The sequence below is a fragment of the Candidatus Mycobacterium wuenschmannii genome (assembly GCF_030252325.1).
Classification (GTDB): domain Bacteria; phylum Actinomycetota; class Actinomycetes; order Mycobacteriales; family Mycobacteriaceae; genus Mycobacterium; species Mycobacterium wuenschmannii.
The window spans coordinates 1,193,219-1,209,794 of sequence record NZ_CP126981.1 but is presented as its reverse complement, the minus strand read 5'-3'; the positions used below and the strand labels follow the sequence as shown (position 1 = coordinate 1,209,794).

Annotated in this window: 15 protein-coding genes; 8 read left to right on the top strand and 7 right to left on the bottom strand. The window is 66.9% G+C overall.

Features of this window, described 5'->3' with window-relative positions; translation table 11 throughout:
- Position 1: 1 nt before the first annotated feature.
- Entirely contained in the window at positions 2 to 1,480 is a 1,479-nt protein-coding gene (locus PT015_RS05830) for an acetyl-CoA acetyltransferase (protein WP_285189516.1), read from the bottom strand.
- Positions 1,480 to 3,891 carry a CaiB/BaiF CoA-transferase family protein gene (locus PT015_RS05825; RefSeq protein ID WP_285189514.1) on the bottom strand — a complete coding sequence of 804 codons (2,412 nt, stop codon included), beginning with the start codon at positions 3,889 to 3,891 and terminating at the stop codon, positions 1,480 to 1,482. Before PT015_RS05825 ends, PT015_RS05830 begins: the two co-directional genes overlap by 1 nt.
- Before the next feature lie 102 nt (positions 3,892 to 3,993).
- On the opposite strand from PT015_RS05825, the gene PT015_RS05820 reads away from it, so the two are divergent.
- The 3 genes from PT015_RS05820 to PT015_RS05810 are packed head-to-tail and all read left to right on the top strand — an operon-like array spanning position 3,994 to position 6,728.
- Entirely contained in the window at positions 3,994 to 4,677 is a 684-nt protein-coding gene (locus PT015_RS05820) for an Abi-alpha family protein (RefSeq protein ID WP_285189511.1), read from the top strand.
- Complete coding sequence (locus PT015_RS05815; protein WP_285189509.1) at positions 4,674 to 5,939, top strand: DUF445 domain-containing protein; 1,266 nt, start codon at positions 4,674 to 4,676, stop codon at positions 5,937 to 5,939. The genes PT015_RS05820 and PT015_RS05815 overlap by 4 nt, the downstream gene beginning before the upstream one ends.
- Positions 5,940 to 5,966: 27 nt before the next feature.
- Complete coding sequence (locus PT015_RS05810; RefSeq protein ID WP_285189508.1) at positions 5,967 to 6,728, top strand: CPBP family intramembrane glutamic endopeptidase; 762 nt, start codon at positions 5,967 to 5,969, stop codon at positions 6,726 to 6,728.
- Here the strand turns inward: PT015_RS05810 and PT015_RS05805 are convergent.
- From PT015_RS05805 to modA, 4 genes are all read right to left on the bottom strand, one after another.
- Positions 6,725 to 7,726 (bottom strand): zinc-binding alcohol dehydrogenase family protein, encoded by a 1,002-nt coding sequence (locus PT015_RS05805; RefSeq protein ID WP_285189507.1) that lies wholly within the window; start codon positions 7,724 to 7,726, stop codon positions 6,725 to 6,727. The genes PT015_RS05810 and PT015_RS05805 overlap by 4 nt on opposite strands.
- A gap of 11 nt (positions 7,727 to 7,737) precedes the next feature.
- Entirely contained in the window at positions 7,738 to 8,007 is a 270-nt protein-coding gene (locus PT015_RS05800; protein WP_285189506.1) for a GlsB/YeaQ/YmgE family stress response membrane protein, read from the bottom strand.
- A gap of 115 nt (positions 8,008 to 8,122) precedes the next feature.
- Positions 8,123 to 9,286 (bottom strand): APA family fibronectin-binding glycoprotein, encoded by a 1,164-nt coding sequence (locus tag PT015_RS05795; protein WP_285189504.1) that lies wholly within the window; start codon positions 9,284 to 9,286, stop codon positions 8,123 to 8,125.
- A gap of 180 nt (positions 9,287 to 9,466) precedes the next feature.
- Positions 9,467 to 10,333: a molybdate ABC transporter substrate-binding protein gene (gene modA / locus PT015_RS05790; RefSeq protein WP_285189502.1), complete on the bottom strand. Its 867-nt coding sequence runs from the start codon at positions 10,331 to 10,333 to the stop codon at positions 9,467 to 9,469.
- A gap of 177 nt (positions 10,334 to 10,510) precedes the next feature.
- On the opposite strand from modA, the gene PT015_RS05785 reads away from it, so the two are divergent.
- The 3 genes from PT015_RS05785 (at position 10,511) to PT015_RS05775 (ending at position 13,686) form a co-directional block, all read left to right on the top strand.
- Complete coding sequence (locus PT015_RS05785) at positions 10,511 to 11,188, top strand: SDR family oxidoreductase (RefSeq protein ID WP_285189501.1); 678 nt, start codon at positions 10,511 to 10,513, stop codon at positions 11,186 to 11,188.
- 72 nt (positions 11,189 to 11,260) lie between these two features.
- Positions 11,261 to 12,178 (top strand): LLM class F420-dependent oxidoreductase, encoded by a 918-nt coding sequence (locus PT015_RS05780; RefSeq protein WP_285189500.1) that lies wholly within the window; start codon positions 11,261 to 11,263, stop codon positions 12,176 to 12,178.
- Between the two features lie 122 nt (positions 12,179 to 12,300).
- Positions 12,301 to 13,686, top strand: coding sequence for an NAD(P)/FAD-dependent oxidoreductase (locus PT015_RS05775; protein WP_285189498.1), 1,386 nt, complete (start codon positions 12,301 to 12,303; stop codon positions 13,684 to 13,686).
- Here PT015_RS05775 and PT015_RS05770 read toward each other — a convergent pair.
- Entirely contained in the window at positions 13,683 to 14,078 is a 396-nt protein-coding gene (locus tag PT015_RS05770; protein WP_285189496.1) for a PaaI family thioesterase, read from the bottom strand. The genes PT015_RS05775 and PT015_RS05770 overlap by 4 nt on opposite strands.
- 130 nt (positions 14,079 to 14,208) lie before the next feature.
- Between PT015_RS05770 and PT015_RS05765 the strand changes: the two genes are divergently transcribed.
- Positions 14,209 to 15,582 (top strand): cytochrome P450, encoded by a 1,374-nt coding sequence (locus tag PT015_RS05765; RefSeq protein WP_285189495.1) that lies wholly within the window; start codon positions 14,209 to 14,211, stop codon positions 15,580 to 15,582.
- The gene (locus PT015_RS05760; RefSeq protein ID WP_390887939.1) at positions 15,579 to 16,424 is read left to right on the top strand and encodes a phthiotriol/phenolphthiotriol dimycocerosates methyltransferase; all 846 of its coding nucleotides are present in this window, start codon (positions 15,579 to 15,581) and stop codon (positions 16,422 to 16,424) included. Before PT015_RS05765 ends, PT015_RS05760 begins: the two co-directional genes overlap by 4 nt.
- The last annotated feature ends 152 nt before the right edge of the window (positions 16,425 to 16,576 follow it).

Here is a 16,576-nt window from a genome sequence, read left to right as displayed (position 1 = left end):
CTCATTGCAACGTGGCCGACCCGTCGGCATGGACGGTGACCTTGGCGCCGCCGATGTCCTCGTTGACCGTTTGCGCGGCCGCCGAGGGGTCGCTGATCAGGGCCAGCGTGCGCCGCTCGTCGGGGGTGCGTACCGACAGGAACGCCTTCTCTGGTTGACCGTCCCGGTCGAACGGCGTCGTCCACGACTCGACCGTGCCGACGCCTTCCCACTCGACCGCCGCCGTTCGAGTCGGCTCCCTGTCCACCGCGGGTTGGACGTCCTCCCAACGGAATTCGGTCTTCGGCGGCTCGGTGCCGTACACCCCGAAGCTGTGTTTGGTCAGATAGCCGCCGTTGGCGGTGATCAGGCCGTGGCGGCCTGGGTTCTCGGTGAGCAGCTGGGCCATCGTCGCAATCGAGTGCGCGACGTAGTTGTTCCACGGGCCACCGGCGAACGTCAGCCCGCCGGTGACGGTCAACGGCCGGGCCGGGTCGTCGGACGGCAGCCCGAGTTCGTTGGCCGCCACCTGCACCGCCGACGGGAAGCAGGAGTACAGGTCGACGTAGTCCATCTCGTCGATGCCCAGCCCCGCCAGCTCCAGCGCGCGCTTGCCACCGATCCGGATGGACGGCGATCGGTGCAGCTCAGCCCGCTCGCTGATGGAGTAGGTGTCGTGCGCATCAGTTCCCGCGTACGGGAACACCCACCGATCGGTCGGAATGCCCAACCGGGTGGCGGCCTCCACCGACGTCAGGATCAGGGCGGCACCCTGGTCGACCATGTTGTTGGAGTTCATCAGCTTGGTGTACGGCCAGCTGATCATCCGGTTCGACGCGCTGGGCTGCGCGATCTCCTCGGCGGTAGCCGGCGTGCGGATCCAGGCGTTCGGGTTGTGCGCCGCGATCTCACTGAACCGCGCCCAGAGGGTGCTGATGCGCAGACGGTGGTCGTCGACCGACTCCCCCGCGCTGATCCGCAGCGCCTCCTCGAACATCGGGTAGATGAAGGCCGGGCGGTCCAGCTTGATGCGGATCTCGGCATCGCCGGCCATCGGTACGTTCTCGTCGCTGCCCTCGGGCAGCGGCACCGCGTCGTCCTGCGCCGTGGCGGTCAGCCGTTGGCCCTCTTTGCGGCGTTGCTGGCGCGTGCGCCACATCTCCGCGCCGGCCACCAGAATCACTTCGGCGCGGCCCTGCTGGATGTCGGCACAGGCGCGGTTGACCAGCGTCTGCGGGACGTTGCCGCCGATGCCGCTGTATTTGGTGGTGAACTTCCCGAGGCCGAGGCGTTGACCCAGCAGCAATGCCGGGTCGCGGTAGTACACCGACAGCAGGTTGACCACCCGGATCGAGTCGATCGCCTCCAGCACGCGCGTATCGGCCGCCTCGCGGGCCGCGGCGACCATCAGGTCGACCGGTTCGACGTCGTCGAGCGCCGAGTCGCGATGATTGATCTGGCCGTGGGCGACCAGCACCGGCGTTCTGGGATTGACGGGCATCAAGCAGGACCTTCCGCGATATCGGTGGATGCGAACAGCACCCCGTCATGGATCAATTGTTCGGTTTCGTCGTCGCTCATGCCGAGCACCGTGCGGCAGATGTCGCGAGTGTCCTGCCCGGGCAACGGGGCCGGGCGCTGCGGTGCCGGCGGGATGTGCCGAAACGGCGCCGGGCCGGTCTCGGCCGGCAGGACGTTGTCGAACAGCGGATGACGCATGTCGCTGAACAACTTTCGCTCGCATAGCTGCGGGTCTTCCAGGATGTCGGGCGGACGATTCATCTGACCGGCCGGAACGCCCGCCGACTGCAGAGCATCGGCAACCTGCTGCGGGGTGCGGTCGCGCGTCCACGCCGACAGACGTTGGATCAGCTCGACGCGATGCTGCTGCCGCGCCTCACCGGTCACGAATCGGGCATCGTCGGCCAGCTCGCCCACGTCGAGAACCTTTGTGACCGAATGCCAGTCGTCGTCAGTGCGGATCGAGACCGCGCACCACTCGTCGTCACCCGCACAGGGGAACACCTCGTGCACACTGGTGTCGTCGCGCAGTCCAGCGGCATCGTCGGTCCGTGCCGAGTCGGTGACGTAGCGGACGTCCAGTTGATTGACGACGGCCTCGGCTTGCGAGACGTGCACGCGCGCCCCCTGGCCCGTTCGGTCACGGTGGATCAGCGCGGCCAGCGCCCCGACCGCCGTGATCCGTCCGACCACGTGATCGGGGAAAACCGTTGTCGCGTCGTAGAACTGGTGACGGGATCCGGCGTCGTCGGATGTCGCGTGCGGGTCCGTCCAGAGCTTGCTCACGCCCGCGGTGGCACGCACCAGCGGTCCATACCCGAGTCGGTTGCTCCACGGGCCTCGGTCGCCGAAGGCGCTGCTTTCCGCCAGCACCACGCGCGGATTCAGCGACCGCAGGGCGTCGTACGGAAAGCCCAGTGCGGCAAGCGTTCCCGGTTTGAAGTTGGCAAACACCGCGTCGGCTCCCGCCACCATCTCGCCGAAGACCCGCTTGCCGGCGTCGCTGCGCAGGTCGACGCCGAACGCCCGATTGTTGCGATGCGTCCAGGCGAAGGATTCGCTCATGGCGTCGCCGACCCGGGCCTGGCGCAGCCCGTCCGGATAGGCCGCGCTCTCGACCTTGATGACCTCGGCTCCGAGATCGCCGAACAGGCGGCTCAATTCGCCGCCGGCGACGATGATGCCGAGGTCGATAATGCGTAGGCCGTCGAAGGGTCGCGGACCGGAGGCGGCGGGCGCGGTGATCGTCGTTGAGCCTGCGGCCCAGCGCGCGTCGTCGCGACCGACGGGCGGGGCGGGTGTGCGAAAGCCGATGTGCTGACCATCCACCGAGTAGTAGCCGGTCGGAATGGTGCTGTGCACGCCGGGGACTAACTCGGCGTCGGTGACGGCGCCGACCTCCAGGAAGTGTTCCGATGCCAGGATCTGTGCCGGGTCGAGCACCGCGGAGATCGCCACTCCATGCGATTGTCCCTCGGCAACAAGCGTTTTCATCGTCTGGTCGGCGAAAAGCTCTTGCACTAGCGTGCCGATCTGCGGCCACGCCTTGAAGCGCGCCGCGATCACGTCGAACCTGGGGTCCTGGAACTCCGCGGGCTCCCCCAGCCAGCGCCGCAGCCCGTGCCACTGTCGCGGCGACATCACGCACAGCCGGACGTGGCCGTCCTTGCAGGTGTAGATCGGGTAGGCGTCCTGGTTCTTCGGGCGGCCGCGCCACCGGTCGGGATGCCGCACGCCCGCCGCGGCCTGACCGTGCGCTCCGAACGCCGGGTCGAGCGCCATCACAACGGACTCAAACCGGGAGAAGTCGATATAATCGCCTGTGCCACAACGTAACCGGTGGTAATAGGCGGCCAGCGCGGCCCATGCGGCCTGCACGGCCGCAGTCGCAGAGGCGATCCCGTCCGGCGGGAAAACCGGTGTGCCAGTGGTGGGGCCGGACCGGGACAGTGCCCCGGACAGCGCGTAGAGCACCGGGTCGGTCGCCCGCCACGACGCGCGCGGGCCGGTCCGGCCGAAGTCGGTGACCGACAGCGTCACCAGATGCGGGAACCGGTCGGCCAACTCCTCGCACGAGGTTCCGTAGCTCGCGGCCTGCCCGGGGAATCCGCTGTCGACGACGATGTCGGCGTCGCCGGCGAGTTCGATCAGCCGCTCCCGGTCGTCCGGGCTGGCCGGGTCGAGCACCGCGCTGCGCTTGTTCGCGTTGTGCAGCGCGAACCGCACGCCGGTGCCGCGCAGCGTCGGGCGCCGGGTGCGCGACGGGCTGCCGCCGGGTGGTTCCACCTTCACGACGTCGGCGCCGAAGTCGGCAAGCAGTCGGGTGACGGCGTCGCCGTCGTCGTCGCACAGGTCGAGCACCCGCAGCGATGCGAGCAGGTCGTCTGGCATCTGGTCAGCGTAGTTGGCAGGTGTCAAGTTCGATCATGTGCCTCGACACCGGCGCTCGTGAAATCGGCGAAAGGGCGCCGCGGGTTGACTACCGTTCAGCCCATGTCCTCACGCTTCACTCCGGCCGGGCTCGTCGACATGGCCGAACAGACGGTGCGCGCCTACATCAACGCCGCGAGTTGGGGTGAGCGTCAGTTCTTCGGCCTGATCCGCTCCGGGATGAACGGATCCACCGCGGGGGTGCCCGAACTCGTCGAGATCGACGCCGAGGCCGACGAGGATGCCAACGCCGACGGACTGGACGCCAAGATGCACGGCCTGCTCGATCGCGCGATCGGGCAGAACACCGCGTCGAGCCGCCAGGAGTTGTTCCACAAGATCCTCGACCAGATCGTTCCCGACGAGGCCCGCATCATCAGCGCCCTGTCGGACGGCTCGACGTCCCCGCTGCTGAACGTGTACGCCCGCACCCGGGCCGGACTTGGCGTCGAGGTGGTGCTGGAGAACATGTCTCTGATCGGCAAGACCGCCAACCTCGCGCTGCCGCAGCTGACCCCGATGTACGTGAGCCACCTTCTCTCACTCGGCCTCGTCGAGTCGGGCCCCGAGGACACCGAGATGAAGGACGAATACGAGATCCTCGCGGCCGACACCGCGGTGCTGCAGGCCATCAAAACCGCCAGCCGCGGCCCGATCCCGGCGCGCATCGACAAGTACACATTGCAGCTGTCCGGCCTGGGCCTCGAATTGTGGGCGGCGGCAAGTGCCCCCAGGGAGCGGGAGTGACCTCTTCGGTCGTCGCGTGGGGTCAGTCCTTCGGTGAAATCGTCGCCGATGCCAAGCTCAACTGGTTCATCTACCTGTCGATGCCCCTGGTGGCGGCATTCGTCGGCTATACGACGAAACTTGTTGCGCTGCAGATGCTTTACAAACCGATCGAGTTCGTCGGCATCGGGCCGTTCGGCTGGCAGGGGGTGGTGCCGCGCCGCGCCGGCAAGACCGCGGCGGTGACCATCCAGATGCTCACCGACAAGCTGCTGCGCCCCGAGGAGATTCTGGACAAGATCGACGCCCAGCAGGCGGTCGACGAGCTTCGTGAGCCGCTGACCCGAACCATCGACGAGATGGCCCGCGACCTCGCCGAGCAGGTGCGCCCCGGGCTGTGGGACGCGATCCCGGAGGCCGGCCGCAAGGCGGTGCTGTCCCGGGTGCACGCGGCGGCCCCCGGGGTGGTCGACAACCTGCTCGCCGAAATGAAGTCCGATCTGCCGCGCTTCGTCGATCTGCAGTACCTCGCGGTCACCACGCTGGTGAACAACAAGGCCCAGCTCAACGAGTTGCTGAAGGGCATGGGCGGGGCGGCGATGAAGTTCATCCGCCGCAGCGGTATCTACTTCGGCTTCGCGATCGGCCTGGTGCAGATGGTGGCGTGGGGCGTCTTCCACAACCCGTGGATCATGCCGGGCTTCGGGTTCGTCACCGGGTTCGCCAGCGACTGGCTCGCCTTGAACCTGATCTTCATTCCCCGCGAGCCCGTCAAACTCTTCGGCTTCATCCCTATCCAGGGCGTGCTACATACCCAGCGCGACAACGTAACCCGCGATTACGCCCGGATCCTGGCCAATGACCTGTTTCATCCCGACGCCCTGCTCGACGCGATTCTGCACGGGCCGACCGCCGAGCGTTTGTTCGCCGCGATCGAGAAGGAGGTCTCGTCGGCGCTCGACGCTCAGGCCGGTGTGGCGCAACCGTTCATCAAGCTCGCGATCGGCACCAAGCGCTACCACCAAGCCAAGGACGCGATCGTGCAGATGCTGCTCGAGCGGCTCCCCGAGACCATGCAGCAGGCCAAGGAGTACGCCGCGAAGACGCTCGACATTGAGAACCTGATCGTCGACAAGATGAACAAGCTGTCCCCCGACGAGTACGAGGCGATCCTGCGTCCGGTCTTCAAGGACGACGAGATGTTGATGGTCATGGTGGGGGCCGTGCTCGGGTTCCTGGTGGGTGAGCTACAGGTAGTGCTCGTGGAACAGTTCGCGCGTTGACTCCGCCACAGCCCGTAGCCTGGTGAGATGACCGGCTACGAGAGCGCCGCCGCTGAGCAGCATCCGCTGCTCGCGCAACTCTCGGCGCTACACCAATTCCGCATCCAGGTCGACGTTGCCGTCGTCGTCGCGGTGCTCGCGCTGACCAACCTGATCGCGCATTTCACCACCCCGTGGGCCAGTGTCGTGACCGTCCCGGTGGCCGCGCTCGGCCTGGTGGCCTGGCTGCGGCGCAACGGCCTGGGTTGGGCCGAACTCGGTCTGGGACGCGAGCACTGGAAGTCGGGTGCCGCCTACGCGGCGGGCGCCGTCGCTCTCGTCGTCACGGTGATCGCGGTCGGCGCTCTGCTTCCGATGACCAGGCCGATGTTCATGAACCACCGCTACGCGACGATCTCCGGTGCGCTGATGGCGTCGATGGTCGTCATTCCGCTGCAGACCGTCATCCCCGAGGAGCTGGCTTTCCGCGGTGTGCTGCATGGAACGCTGAACCGCGCGTGGGGATTTCGTGGTGTCGCGCTGGTCGGCTCGCTGCTGTTCGGCCTCTGGCACATCGCGACGTCGCTGGGTCTGACGAGCAGCAACGTCGGCTTCACGCGGCTGTTCGGCAGCGGAGTTCTCGGCATGCTGATCGGGGTGGTACTCGCGGTGATTGCGACAGCCGCAGCAGGTTTCGTGTTCAGCTGGCTACGGCGGCGCAGCGGCAGTCTGCTGGCGCCGATCGCCCTGCACTGGTCGCTCAACGGGATGGGTGCACTGGCCGCCGCTCTGGTCTGGCAACTGCACTAGACGAGCAACACCGCGGCGCCCGAGATGCGGCCGGTGCTGAGGTCCGACAGCGCTCGATTCGCCTGATGCAGCGGATACTCCGGCGTGGTCACCGTGATGCGGTGGGTGCCGACGAAGTCGAGGAAGGCCCTCGCGTCGGCCCGGGTATTCGACGTCACCGAGCGGATCTGGCGCTCCTGGAACAGGTGGCGCTGATAATTCAGCGCCGGCATGTCGCTGAGGTGGATGCCCGCGATGGCCAGCGTCCCCCCGCGATCTAGCGCCTCCAGCGCGGGAAGCACCAGATCGCCGACCGGCGCGAAAAGGATTGCCGCGTCGAGCTTTACCGGCGGCGGTTCGTCGGCACTCTGGGCGGACGTGGCCCCCAGTTCGCGCGCCAGCCGCCGGGCCGCGACGCCGCGGGTCATGACGTGGACTTCGGCGCCCTGCGCGAGTGCGACCTGAGCGGTGATGTGGGCGCTGCCGCCGAATCCGTAGAGACCCAGTCGGCCACCAACCGGTAGCGCCGCGCGCTGCAGCGACCGGTAGCCGATGATGCCGGCGCACAACAGCGGCGCAAGTTCGCTGTCGGAGTATCCGCTTGGCAGGTGATGGGCGAAAGCGGCCGGCACCGTGGCGAATTCGGCGTAACCACCGTCGGCGTCCCACCCGGTGTAGCGCGAGTCTGGGCACAGATTCTCGTCGCCCCTGCGACAGTAGGCGCACTCCCCGCAGGTGTGTCGCAGCCACGCGATTCCGACCCGATCGCCGACGCGGAACTCGTCGCCGGCGTCGGTGCCGACGGCCACCACCTCGCCCACGACTTCGTGTCCGGGCGTCACCCGTGGGCGATGGACCGGCAGGTCGCCCTCGGTGACGTGCAGGTCGGTGCGGCACACGCCGCAGGCGCGGACCGCGACCAGCAGGTCCGCCGGGCCCGGTTGTGGAACCGGCGTGCGCACGTACTCCAGCGGTTCGGCGCTGACGGGTCCCGGATGCGCCACCTGCCAGGCGCGCATCGTGGGGGGCGTCAGGTGCGCGATTTAGCCGCCTTGTAGATGAACAGCAGCAGCACGGCGCCGACCAGCGCCCCGAGGAACGAGTGATTGATCGGCGGGGTGACAGTGAATTGATGCGGCGGGAACACGACGCTGCCCAGTGTTCCGCCGACATAGGCGCCGACGATGCCTAGCAATGACGTGGCAATCAGCCCCAGCGGCTGGCTACCGGGAACGATCAGTCGCGCGACGAGGCCGACGACGAGGCCGAGGATGAGCAACCAAACAATGTGGAGAATCACGACCGGCTCCTATGCGTATTGATTTGTGTGCAGCCCACTACCGGACTGGCTGTGCACATACCCGAAAGCCTAACCAGCAACGCGCTTGCGAGGCCGCTTTCGGCCGGCGGCGGTGTTAGGTCGCCACTGTGTTCGGCGCGGCCGGCGACCCGTTACCGCCGGCGGGTTGCGGGCCCGCCGGAGCGGGTCCAGCGGGTGCGGGTCCTGCCGGTCCGGCGGGTCCTGCCGGTGCGGGTCCTGCCGGTCCAGCGGGCGCCGGTCCTGCCGGTCCGGCGGGTCCTGCCGGTGCTGGTCCAGCGGGTCCTGCCGGTGCGGGTCCTGCCGGTGCGGGTCCAGCCGGTCCTGCCGGTGCTGGTCCAGCCGGTCCGGCGGGCGCGGGCCCTGCGGCGGGGCCTGGGGTTGCGGCCAGCGGGCGGACGGACTCGGCCAGTGTTTTCGCGCCCGCTTTGTCGACCGGATTGTTGCCGGTGCCGAGCCACACCACGAAATAGCGCTGGCTCGGTGCGCCCGCCGGTCCGGGCGCACTGACCACGCCCGCCCAGATCTGGCCGTTCGGCTTGCTGGCGTCGCTGAACTTCACCTCGTAGAACGAGGCGCCTCCTGCGGCGCCGTTGGCACCGAGCGGGATCGTCTCCTGGTTGAGTCGGGTGCCCGGGTACGGCATGAAGAACTCACCCATATCCGAGGCAAGGCGCGCCGCGGCCTTGCTGTTGTCGGCCTCGGCGCTGGCGTAGAGCTTCTGGTCCAGCTTGCCGAGCACCACGCGAGTGTCGTTGGCAACCGGCGGCGGCTGGCCCGGCGCGGGCGTGCCCGCGATCTTGCTGAGCAGCGCCGAACCGTAATCCAGGTGCGTCGCGTCGGATTCCACCCACCCCGCGGGCAGCACGTAGCTGAAGCCACCGACCGGGTTGTCGATCCGACCCGCGTTCGGGTCCACCGGGGCCGGGCCGCCCGGATTGGCCTCGGTCGCGGGCGCCCCCGCCACCGGGTCGGTGTTCTGCGGCCCCGCGGCGGGTCCGCCAGGACCGGGCGATCCGTCCGGGTTGGCAGCGGTGTTGGCAGGCGCCGGGTTGGCTGGAGCGGGGTTGGCTGGAGCGGGGTTGGCCGGGGCCGGGTTGGCCGGACCCGGAACCGCGGGGCTCGGCCCCGGATTTGGCGGATCGGCTCCCGCGGCGACCGGCAGGGCGAACGTGATCGCACCGGCGCCGCCGATCGCGACAAGCACGCGCGTCATCCAGCGGTTTTTGGGCCGGGTTGAATAGCGATCCACCTCGTTCATGACCAAAAAACCTACCGTGTTACCCCGTGGCGCAAGGGTGAACAGCCGACGTTTCGACCGTTTTTTCGATACCCGTCCGCGTGGTGCTCGAGGCAAATTTGCAGCTCACCGTTTCGGCTGTATGCCGTGGGCCCGGTAGGTGACAATTCGGCAACGACGGCGCCGCCGGGCGCGTCAACGTCAAGGTCCGGCGAAGCCCGCCTGGCTAAGCACCCGCTGGCCCGTCGCGCCGACCACCAGGTCGACAAACTTCTGTGCCAGAACCGATTCGGCCGCCTGCTTGAGGGCGACGATCGGATAGCTGTTCACCGCGTCGGCGGACTCAGGGAAGGTGATCGAGGCGACCTTGTCGCCGGCCTTGTGCGCATCGTTCATGTAGACCAGGCCGGCGTCCGCCTCGCCTGCGGTGACTTTGGCCAGCACCGCGGACCCGATCGTCTCCTCGCTGACCGGATCGATGTGCACGCCGGTGTTGTCCTCGATGCGCTGTACTCCCGCCCCGCACGGCGCCGACGCCTGGCACACCGCGACCCGCAGATCCGGCCGGGCCAAATCGGCGAACGAGCGGACCTGCTTCGGGTCGTCCGGCGCGGTGACGATGACCAATGTGTTGGACGCGAAATTGACCGGCTCGCTACTCGTCAGATCCGCCTTGATCACCGTGTCCATCTGGGCCGCGTCCGCGGAGGCGAAGACGTCGGCTTTGGCACCCCGGGTCAACTTGTTGGCCAGTTCGGCCGAGCTCGCGAAGTTGAAATCGACTGTGGTGCCGGGGTTTTCGGTTTGGAATTGGCCGGCCAACAAGGTGAACGCCGGTTTGAGTTGTAGGGCGGCAAACACCATGATCGAGGTGGCGCGTGAGTGGATGGACGACGGACCCGCCGCCGTCGACGGCAGCGGCTTCTGGCCGCAGGCGTTCACCTGGGTGGCCACCGCGATTGCCAGCAAGCCCCCCGCCGCGGGGCGGCGCAGCCTGCCGAGTCGAGGTCCCACGACGCTCAGCGTTGTCCAAACGGTGACCGCCTCGTGCCGGATTCGGAGTTTCATATCTAGCTACCGTCCAGTAACATAAGGAAACGTTAATGCCATACACGCCCTGAAATCCCAGGGACCGGCGTTGCGGTGTGCCACCATCGAAGCATCGGAAAACCGTTGCTCTCGGCGGAGACCGCGGCTGCTCGACACGAGCCGGCACCTGGATTCAATGCTGAATACAAGGAGGTCATGGCGGTGGAGGTACTGGTCACCGGAGGCGACACCGAGTTGGGTCGCGCCGTTGCTGAGGAATTTCATAACGACGGCCACACGGTCACGCTGCTCGGCGCTCGCCGCGACGACCTCGAGGTAGCGGCCAAGGAGATCGAGGCGGACGCGATCGTCTGCGACAACACCGACCCGGCCGCGCTGGCTGAGATTCGTCATCTCTTCCCGCATCACCTCGACACCATCGTCAACGTTCCGGCCCCGCGTTGGAACTCCGGCGACCCGCGCGCCTATTCGCTGTCCGACCTCGCCTCGGCTTGGCGCACATCGCTGGATGACACCGTCCTGTCGGCGGTGTTGACGCTCGAGACGGTCGGCGACCACCTGCGCTCCGGCGGTTCGATCATCAGCGTCGTGCCGGAAAACCCCCGCCCGGGCAGCGCCGAGGCCGCCGTCAAGGCCGCCCTCGCCAGTTGGGTCGCGGGCCAGGCCATGGTCTTCGGCACCCGCGGTATCACCGTGAACGCGGTCGCCGCGGGACGCAGCGCGCAGCAGGGTTACGAGGGTCTGTCCAGCACCCCGCCTTCGGTTGCCGCCGAGGTCGCCCGGATGTCGCTGTTCTTGACCAGCGGCGCCGCCCGCCACATCACCGGGCAGACGCTGCACGTCAGCCACGGCGCGTTGACTCAGTTCGCCTGACCGTAATTCGCTGAGCGCGTAATTCGCTTCGGTGACCGTCGCGGCTGCGCGCCGGTCACTAGGGTGGACTTTGTGACCATTCGACTTGGCTTCCAAATTCCCAACTTTTCCTACGGCACCGGCGTCGAACAACTCTTTCCCACCGTAATCGCGCAGGCACGCGAAGCCGAATCAGCAGGCTTTGACTCGGTTTTCGTGATGGACCACTTCTATCAACTGCCGATGCTCGGCTCTCCGGACCAGCCGATGCTCGAGGCGTACACCGCCCTCGGAGCGCTCGCGACGGCGACCGAGCGAGTTCAGTTGGGCACGTTGGTAACTGGCAACACGTACCGCAATCCCACGCTGCTGGCCAAGGCCATCACCACCCTCGACGTGGTCAGCGCGGGGCGGGCGATTCTCGGCATCGGCACCGGCTGGTTCGAACTCGAGCACGACGAACTCGGCTTCGAATTCGGCACCTTCACCGACCGTTTCAATCGACTGAACGAGTCGCTGGAGATCATCCTGCCGATGCTCAAAGGTGAGCGGCCGACTTTCTCCGGTGAGTACTACCGCGCGAACAATGCATTGGCCAATCCCCGCTATCGCGATCACATCCCGCTGATGATCGGTGGCAGCGGTGAGAAGAAGACGATTCCGCTGGCGGTGCGGCACTTCGATCACCTCAACGTCATCGCCGGCTTCGACCAACTCGCGGGCAAGGTCAAGGTCGTCCGGGAGCGCTGCGAGGAGATCGACCGTGATCCCGCGACGCTGGAGACCAGCATGCTGGTGACCGTGCTGCTCGACGACAACGTGAAGCCGGACCAGGTCCCTGACGAGATGGGCGGACGCATGCTGGCCGGCAGCGCCGACTACATCGCCGAGCAGGTCAAGGCCAAGGTGCTGGACGCGGGAATCGACGGCGTGATCATCAACATGCCGTCGTACACGCCCGGTGTCATCGCGGCGGTCGGCGAGGCGCTGCGACCGGTCGTCGGTCTCTAGCGAGGTGCGTCACGTGTGACGCTCTGTGGTGTGGGCGATCACACGCGATTTACGTCGAAAATTGCAGGTCCCGACGGCTATCGTAGAGGCGAACGCTGTCGCCGCTGAGGAGCAATGACGCCATGAACGCCCTGCCCGAAAACACCGCGCCCGATCGCCGACACCGGGTAGTGGTCATCGGTTCGGGATTCGGTGGCCTGAACGCCGTGAAAAGGCTCAAGCGCGCGGACGTCGACATCAAGTTGATCGCCCGCACGACCCACCATCTGTTCCAGCCGATGCTCTACCAAGTGGCGACGGGCATCGTCGCCGAGGGTGCAATCGCTCCCCCGACCCGAATGATCCTGCGCGGCCAGCACAACGCGCAGGTCCTGCTCGGCGACGTCACTCATGTCGACCTCAAGGGCAAGTTCGTGGTCTCGGAGTTGCTCGGCCACAGCTATGAAACCCCTTACGACAGTTTGATTATCGCGGCCGGCGCGGGCCAGTCCTACTTCGGCAACGACCATTTCGCCGAATACGCACCCGGCATGAAGTCCATCGACGACGCCTTGGAACTGCGCGGCCGGATCATGAGCGCGTTTGAGGCGGCCGAGCGCTCCAGCGATCCCGAGCGGCGCAAGAAGCTGCTGACCTTCACTGTCGTCGGCGCCGGACCGACCGGCGTCGAAATGGCCGGCCAGATCGCCGAGCTCGCCGACTTCACGCTGAAAGGCGCTTACCGGCACATAGATTCGACCAAGGCGCGGGTGATTCTGCTCGACGCCGCCCCTGCGGTGCTGCCGCCGATGGGCGAGAAGCTCGGTCACAAGGCTGCGGCGCGGCTGGAGAAAATGGGCGTCGAAATCCAGCTCGGCGCCATGGTGACCGACGTCGACCGCGATGGCATCACCGTCAAGGACTCCGACGGCACCACCCGCCGCATCGAGTCGGCCTGCAAGGTGTGGTCGGCCGGCGTCTCGGCCAGCCCGCTGGGACGCGACTTGGCCCGGCAGTCCGGGGTCGAACTCGATCGCGCGGGCCGGGTGAAGGTGGAGCCCGATCTCTCAATTCCCGGTCACCCCAACGTGTTTGTCGTCGGTGACATGGCCGCCGTCGACGGCGTTCCCGGGGTCGCTCAGGGTGCCATCCAAGGTGGCAAGTACGCCGCGCAAACCATCAAGGCCGAGCTGGCCGGGGCGGATCCCGTGCAGCGCGAGCCGTTCCAGTACTTCGACAAGGGCTCGATGGCCGCGGTGTCGCGTTACTACGCCGTCGTGAAGATCGGCCCACTGGAATTCGGCGGCATCATCGGCTGGTTCGCATGGCTGCTGTTGCACCTGGTGTACCTGATCGGTTTCAAGAACAAGATCACCACGGTGTTGTCGTGGATCGTGACATTCCTGAGTGGTCGACGGGGTCAGCTCACGATCACCGAGCAGCAGGCCTTCGCCCGCACCCGGCTCGAACAATTGGCGGTCCTGGCCGCCGAGGCGCACCAGGACGAGACGGCCAAGGCCGCCAGTTAGCTGTCGGCCTCGAGGTTCTGCAACCGAACCTGGCCGCGAGCCACGAGCCGCTCGTCGGAGTCGACGATGGTGACCAGCCACAGCTGCTGTCGTCGTCCGCGATGAATTGGTGTCGCAGCGCCGTAGACCATTCCGGTGCTGATCGCGCGTAAGAAGTCGGTGTTGTTGTTGACGCCGACGACCGAGCCGCCGCCGTTGGCGTCGATCCAGGTGTAGGCGGCGACGCTGGCCAGACTCTCCACCATCGAGCACCAGACCCCGCCGTGCACGATGCCCATGGGCTGCAGCAGTTTGGGCGCGACGTCCAGGTGGGCGCGGGTGCCGTCCGGGGTGATTTCGGTGAACGTCAGCCCGAGTTCTTTGTCGAAAGGTGCTTCGGGCAGTGGCTGCATGGATCTACTCCCGTTCTCCGGCATGCACGTGCGCGCGCTCGCCGCGTAGATGTTGCATAGTTTGTTGAGAGAGCTGTAACATTCTTTTCGAATGGAAAGACTCTCTGGACATACTGTGGGAAGGCTCGACATGGCGACGGCGACGTCCGACCCGGTGCGGCTCCCGCCGCGTCCGCGAATTCCGAAGCTGATCCAAACCGCAGCCTTCTTGACCTCGAGCCACGCAATGTTTGCCGGTCTCGCTAGACGTTACGGCAGCGCAGTTGTGCGAGTGAATCTGCCGCACAATAACGACGCGGTCGTCGTCTGCGATCCGGTGTTGGCGAAAGATCTCCTTTCCACCGGTTCTGACCTGGTCGAACGCGCGCCGTCGGGCGCCGGCGCGATCGGCGCGGTGTTCGGGCCCGGCTCGACCTTCAGCCTGGCCGGCGACGCGCATCGCGAGCGCCGCAAGTTGTTGACTCCGCCGTTTCGCGGCACGCGGATGCGCGGCTACGAACGCATCATCGAAGACGAAGTGCGGCGTGAGATCGGCAACTGGCAGCAAGGCCGCGAGTTCGCGACGATCGAACCCATGCTCAGGATCACGCTCGGTGCGATCCTGCGTGCCGTGTTCGGCGCCGGTGGACCCGCATTGGAAGAACTGCGCGAAATGGTGCCGCCGCTGATCACGCTCGGCTCCATGCTCGCCGCCTGCCCGCCGATGGTTCAACAAGACCTCGGCCCGTGGAGTCCGTGGGGCCGGTTCGTGCGAGAGCGCCGGCGGTTCGACGCGATCATCGCCTCGTTGATCGCCGAGGCGCGCGCCGATTCCGCGCTCGAGCAGCGCACCGACGTCTTGGCGCTGCTTCTACAGGCTCGCTACGACAATGGCGAGGGCATCTCGGACGAGCACGTCGCCGACGAGCTGCTGACTCTGCTGGGGTCCGGTCACGAGACCACCGCCGCCTCCCTGGCGTGGACGCTGGAGCGGCTGAGCCGCCACCCGGCTCTGCTTGCCGAATTGACCGAGGAGGCCGACGCGGGTGGGTCGGAGTTGCGGCAGGCCACCATCTGGGAGGTGCAGCGCACCCGGCCCGTGCTCGACGGCACCACGCGACGGACCAAGACTCGAATCCGGTTGGGCGAGTGGGTCCTTCCAGCGGGGACGAACATCATCGTCAGCATCAAGCTCGCGCACGAGTCTGAAAACGACTTCGCCGACGCGCAGTCGTTCAACCCCCACCGTTTCCTGGGCGGGGCACCCAAACCGGCCGCCTGGATCCCCTTCGGTGGCGGCGTCAATCGCTGTGTCGGCGCGGCATTCGCCAACATGGAACTGGATGTAGTCCTGCGCATGTTGCTGCGTGAATTCCGCTTCGTCACGACCGACGCCCCCGGTGAGAAAGCCAGGTGGCGCGGTGTGGCGACCGTGCCGTCGCGAGGAGGTCGAGCAATGGTCTATCGGCGAGGTGCCAGCGCACCGACAAGTGTTGGCACGCTGACCGCGGCGGGCCTCCGATGACGAACCAGGGCATCGACATGAATCCTGTGGCGACAGGCAGCCGCCGGCGGTACATCAAACCCCTCGGCAGTTACGCGTGGTTCAAAAAGGCGATCAACAAGTACTGGTATCCCTTTGTCACGCGGCGATGGGACCAGGACGACGTCGTGTTCCTCAACTGGGGCTACGAGGAAGACCCGCCGATGGGCCTGCCGCTGTCCCTCGACGACGAGAAGAACCGGTACGGCATCCAGCTCTACCACCGCACGGCGACGCAGATCGACCTTGCCGGCAAGACGGTACTGGAGCCCAGCTGCGGCCACGGCGGCGGCGCAGCCTACGTGATGACGACGCTGCGGCCTGCCTCCTACACCGGGCTCGACTTCAATCCGCACGGAGTGGATTTCGCGAAGCGGCGGCATTCCCTGCCTGGGCTGGACTTCGTGCACGGCGATGCCGAGGCCCTGCCCTTCCCGTCCGAGTCCTTCGACGTAGTGCTCAACGTCGAGGCCTCGCACGCCTACCCGCACTTCGAGCGGTTCCTCGACGAGGTCGTGCGGGTCCTGCGCCCTGGGGGCCACTTCCTTTATGTCGACTTCCGCGGCTTCCTCGAATACGACGAGTGGGATGCCGCCCTGGCGGCCCTGCCGTTACGGATGGCGGCCAGGCGCGAGATCAATGCCGACGTTCTGCGCGGGCTCGACAACAACGCGGCACGCCACGTCGAATTGATCAACAAGCGGCTGCCTCTCGTCTTGCAGCCCTTCGGGCGACTTTTCGCCGGCGCGCCGGACACGTTGATGTACAAAGAACTGCAACGAGGCCGGCTGTCCTATCGGCTGCACCACTTCATCAAGGACTGACCCCGTCATCACCCCTTTCCGACCCTTGGCCGAATGCGGCTGTAGGGTCGGCCGAGGTATTGCCGGACGTCGATGACCTCCGCCACGCAGGGGTGTCTTGTTGGCCAGCGGATCCACCTCACCGCGTCCAGGTACCTGGGTTTCAAGGCTGA

Coding starts and splice junctions, on each gene's coding strand:
- PT015_RS05820 (WP_285189511.1), top strand. CDS start 3,994: ATGTCCTCACGCTTCACTCCGGCCGGGCTCGTCGACATGGCCGAACAG.
- PT015_RS05770 (WP_285189496.1), bottom strand. CDS start 14,078: ATGCAGCCACTGCCCGAAGCACCTTTCGACAAAGAACTCGGGCTGACG.
- PT015_RS05765 (WP_285189495.1), top strand. CDS start 14,209: ATGGCGACGGCGACGTCCGACCCGGTGCGGCTCCCGCCGCGTCCGCGA.
- modA (WP_285189502.1), bottom strand. CDS start 10,333: ATGAAACTCCGAATCCGGCACGAGGCGGTCACCGTTTGGACAACGCTG.
- PT015_RS05775 (WP_285189498.1), top strand. CDS start 12,301: ATGAACGCCCTGCCCGAAAACACCGCGCCCGATCGCCGACACCGGGTA.
- PT015_RS05810 (WP_285189508.1), top strand. CDS start 5,967: ATGACCGGCTACGAGAGCGCCGCCGCTGAGCAGCATCCGCTGCTCGCG.
- PT015_RS05805 (WP_285189507.1), bottom strand. CDS start 7,726: ATGCGCGCCTGGCAGGTGGCGCATCCGGGACCCGTCAGCGCCGAACCG.
- PT015_RS05795 (WP_285189504.1), bottom strand. CDS start 9,286: ATGAACGAGGTGGATCGCTATTCAACCCGGCCCAAAAACCGCTGGATG.
- PT015_RS05785 (WP_285189501.1), top strand. CDS start 10,511: ATGGCGGTGGAGGTACTGGTCACCGGAGGCGACACCGAGTTGGGTCGC.
- PT015_RS05825 (WP_285189514.1), bottom strand. CDS start 3,891: ATGCCAGACGACCTGCTCGCATCGCTGCGGGTGCTCGACCTGTGCGAC.
- PT015_RS05830 (WP_285189516.1), bottom strand. CDS start 1,480: ATGCCCGTCAATCCCAGAACGCCGGTGCTGGTCGCCCACGGCCAGATC.
- PT015_RS05760 (WP_390887939.1), top strand. CDS start 15,579: ATGACGAACCAGGGCATCGACATGAATCCTGTGGCGACAGGCAGCCGC.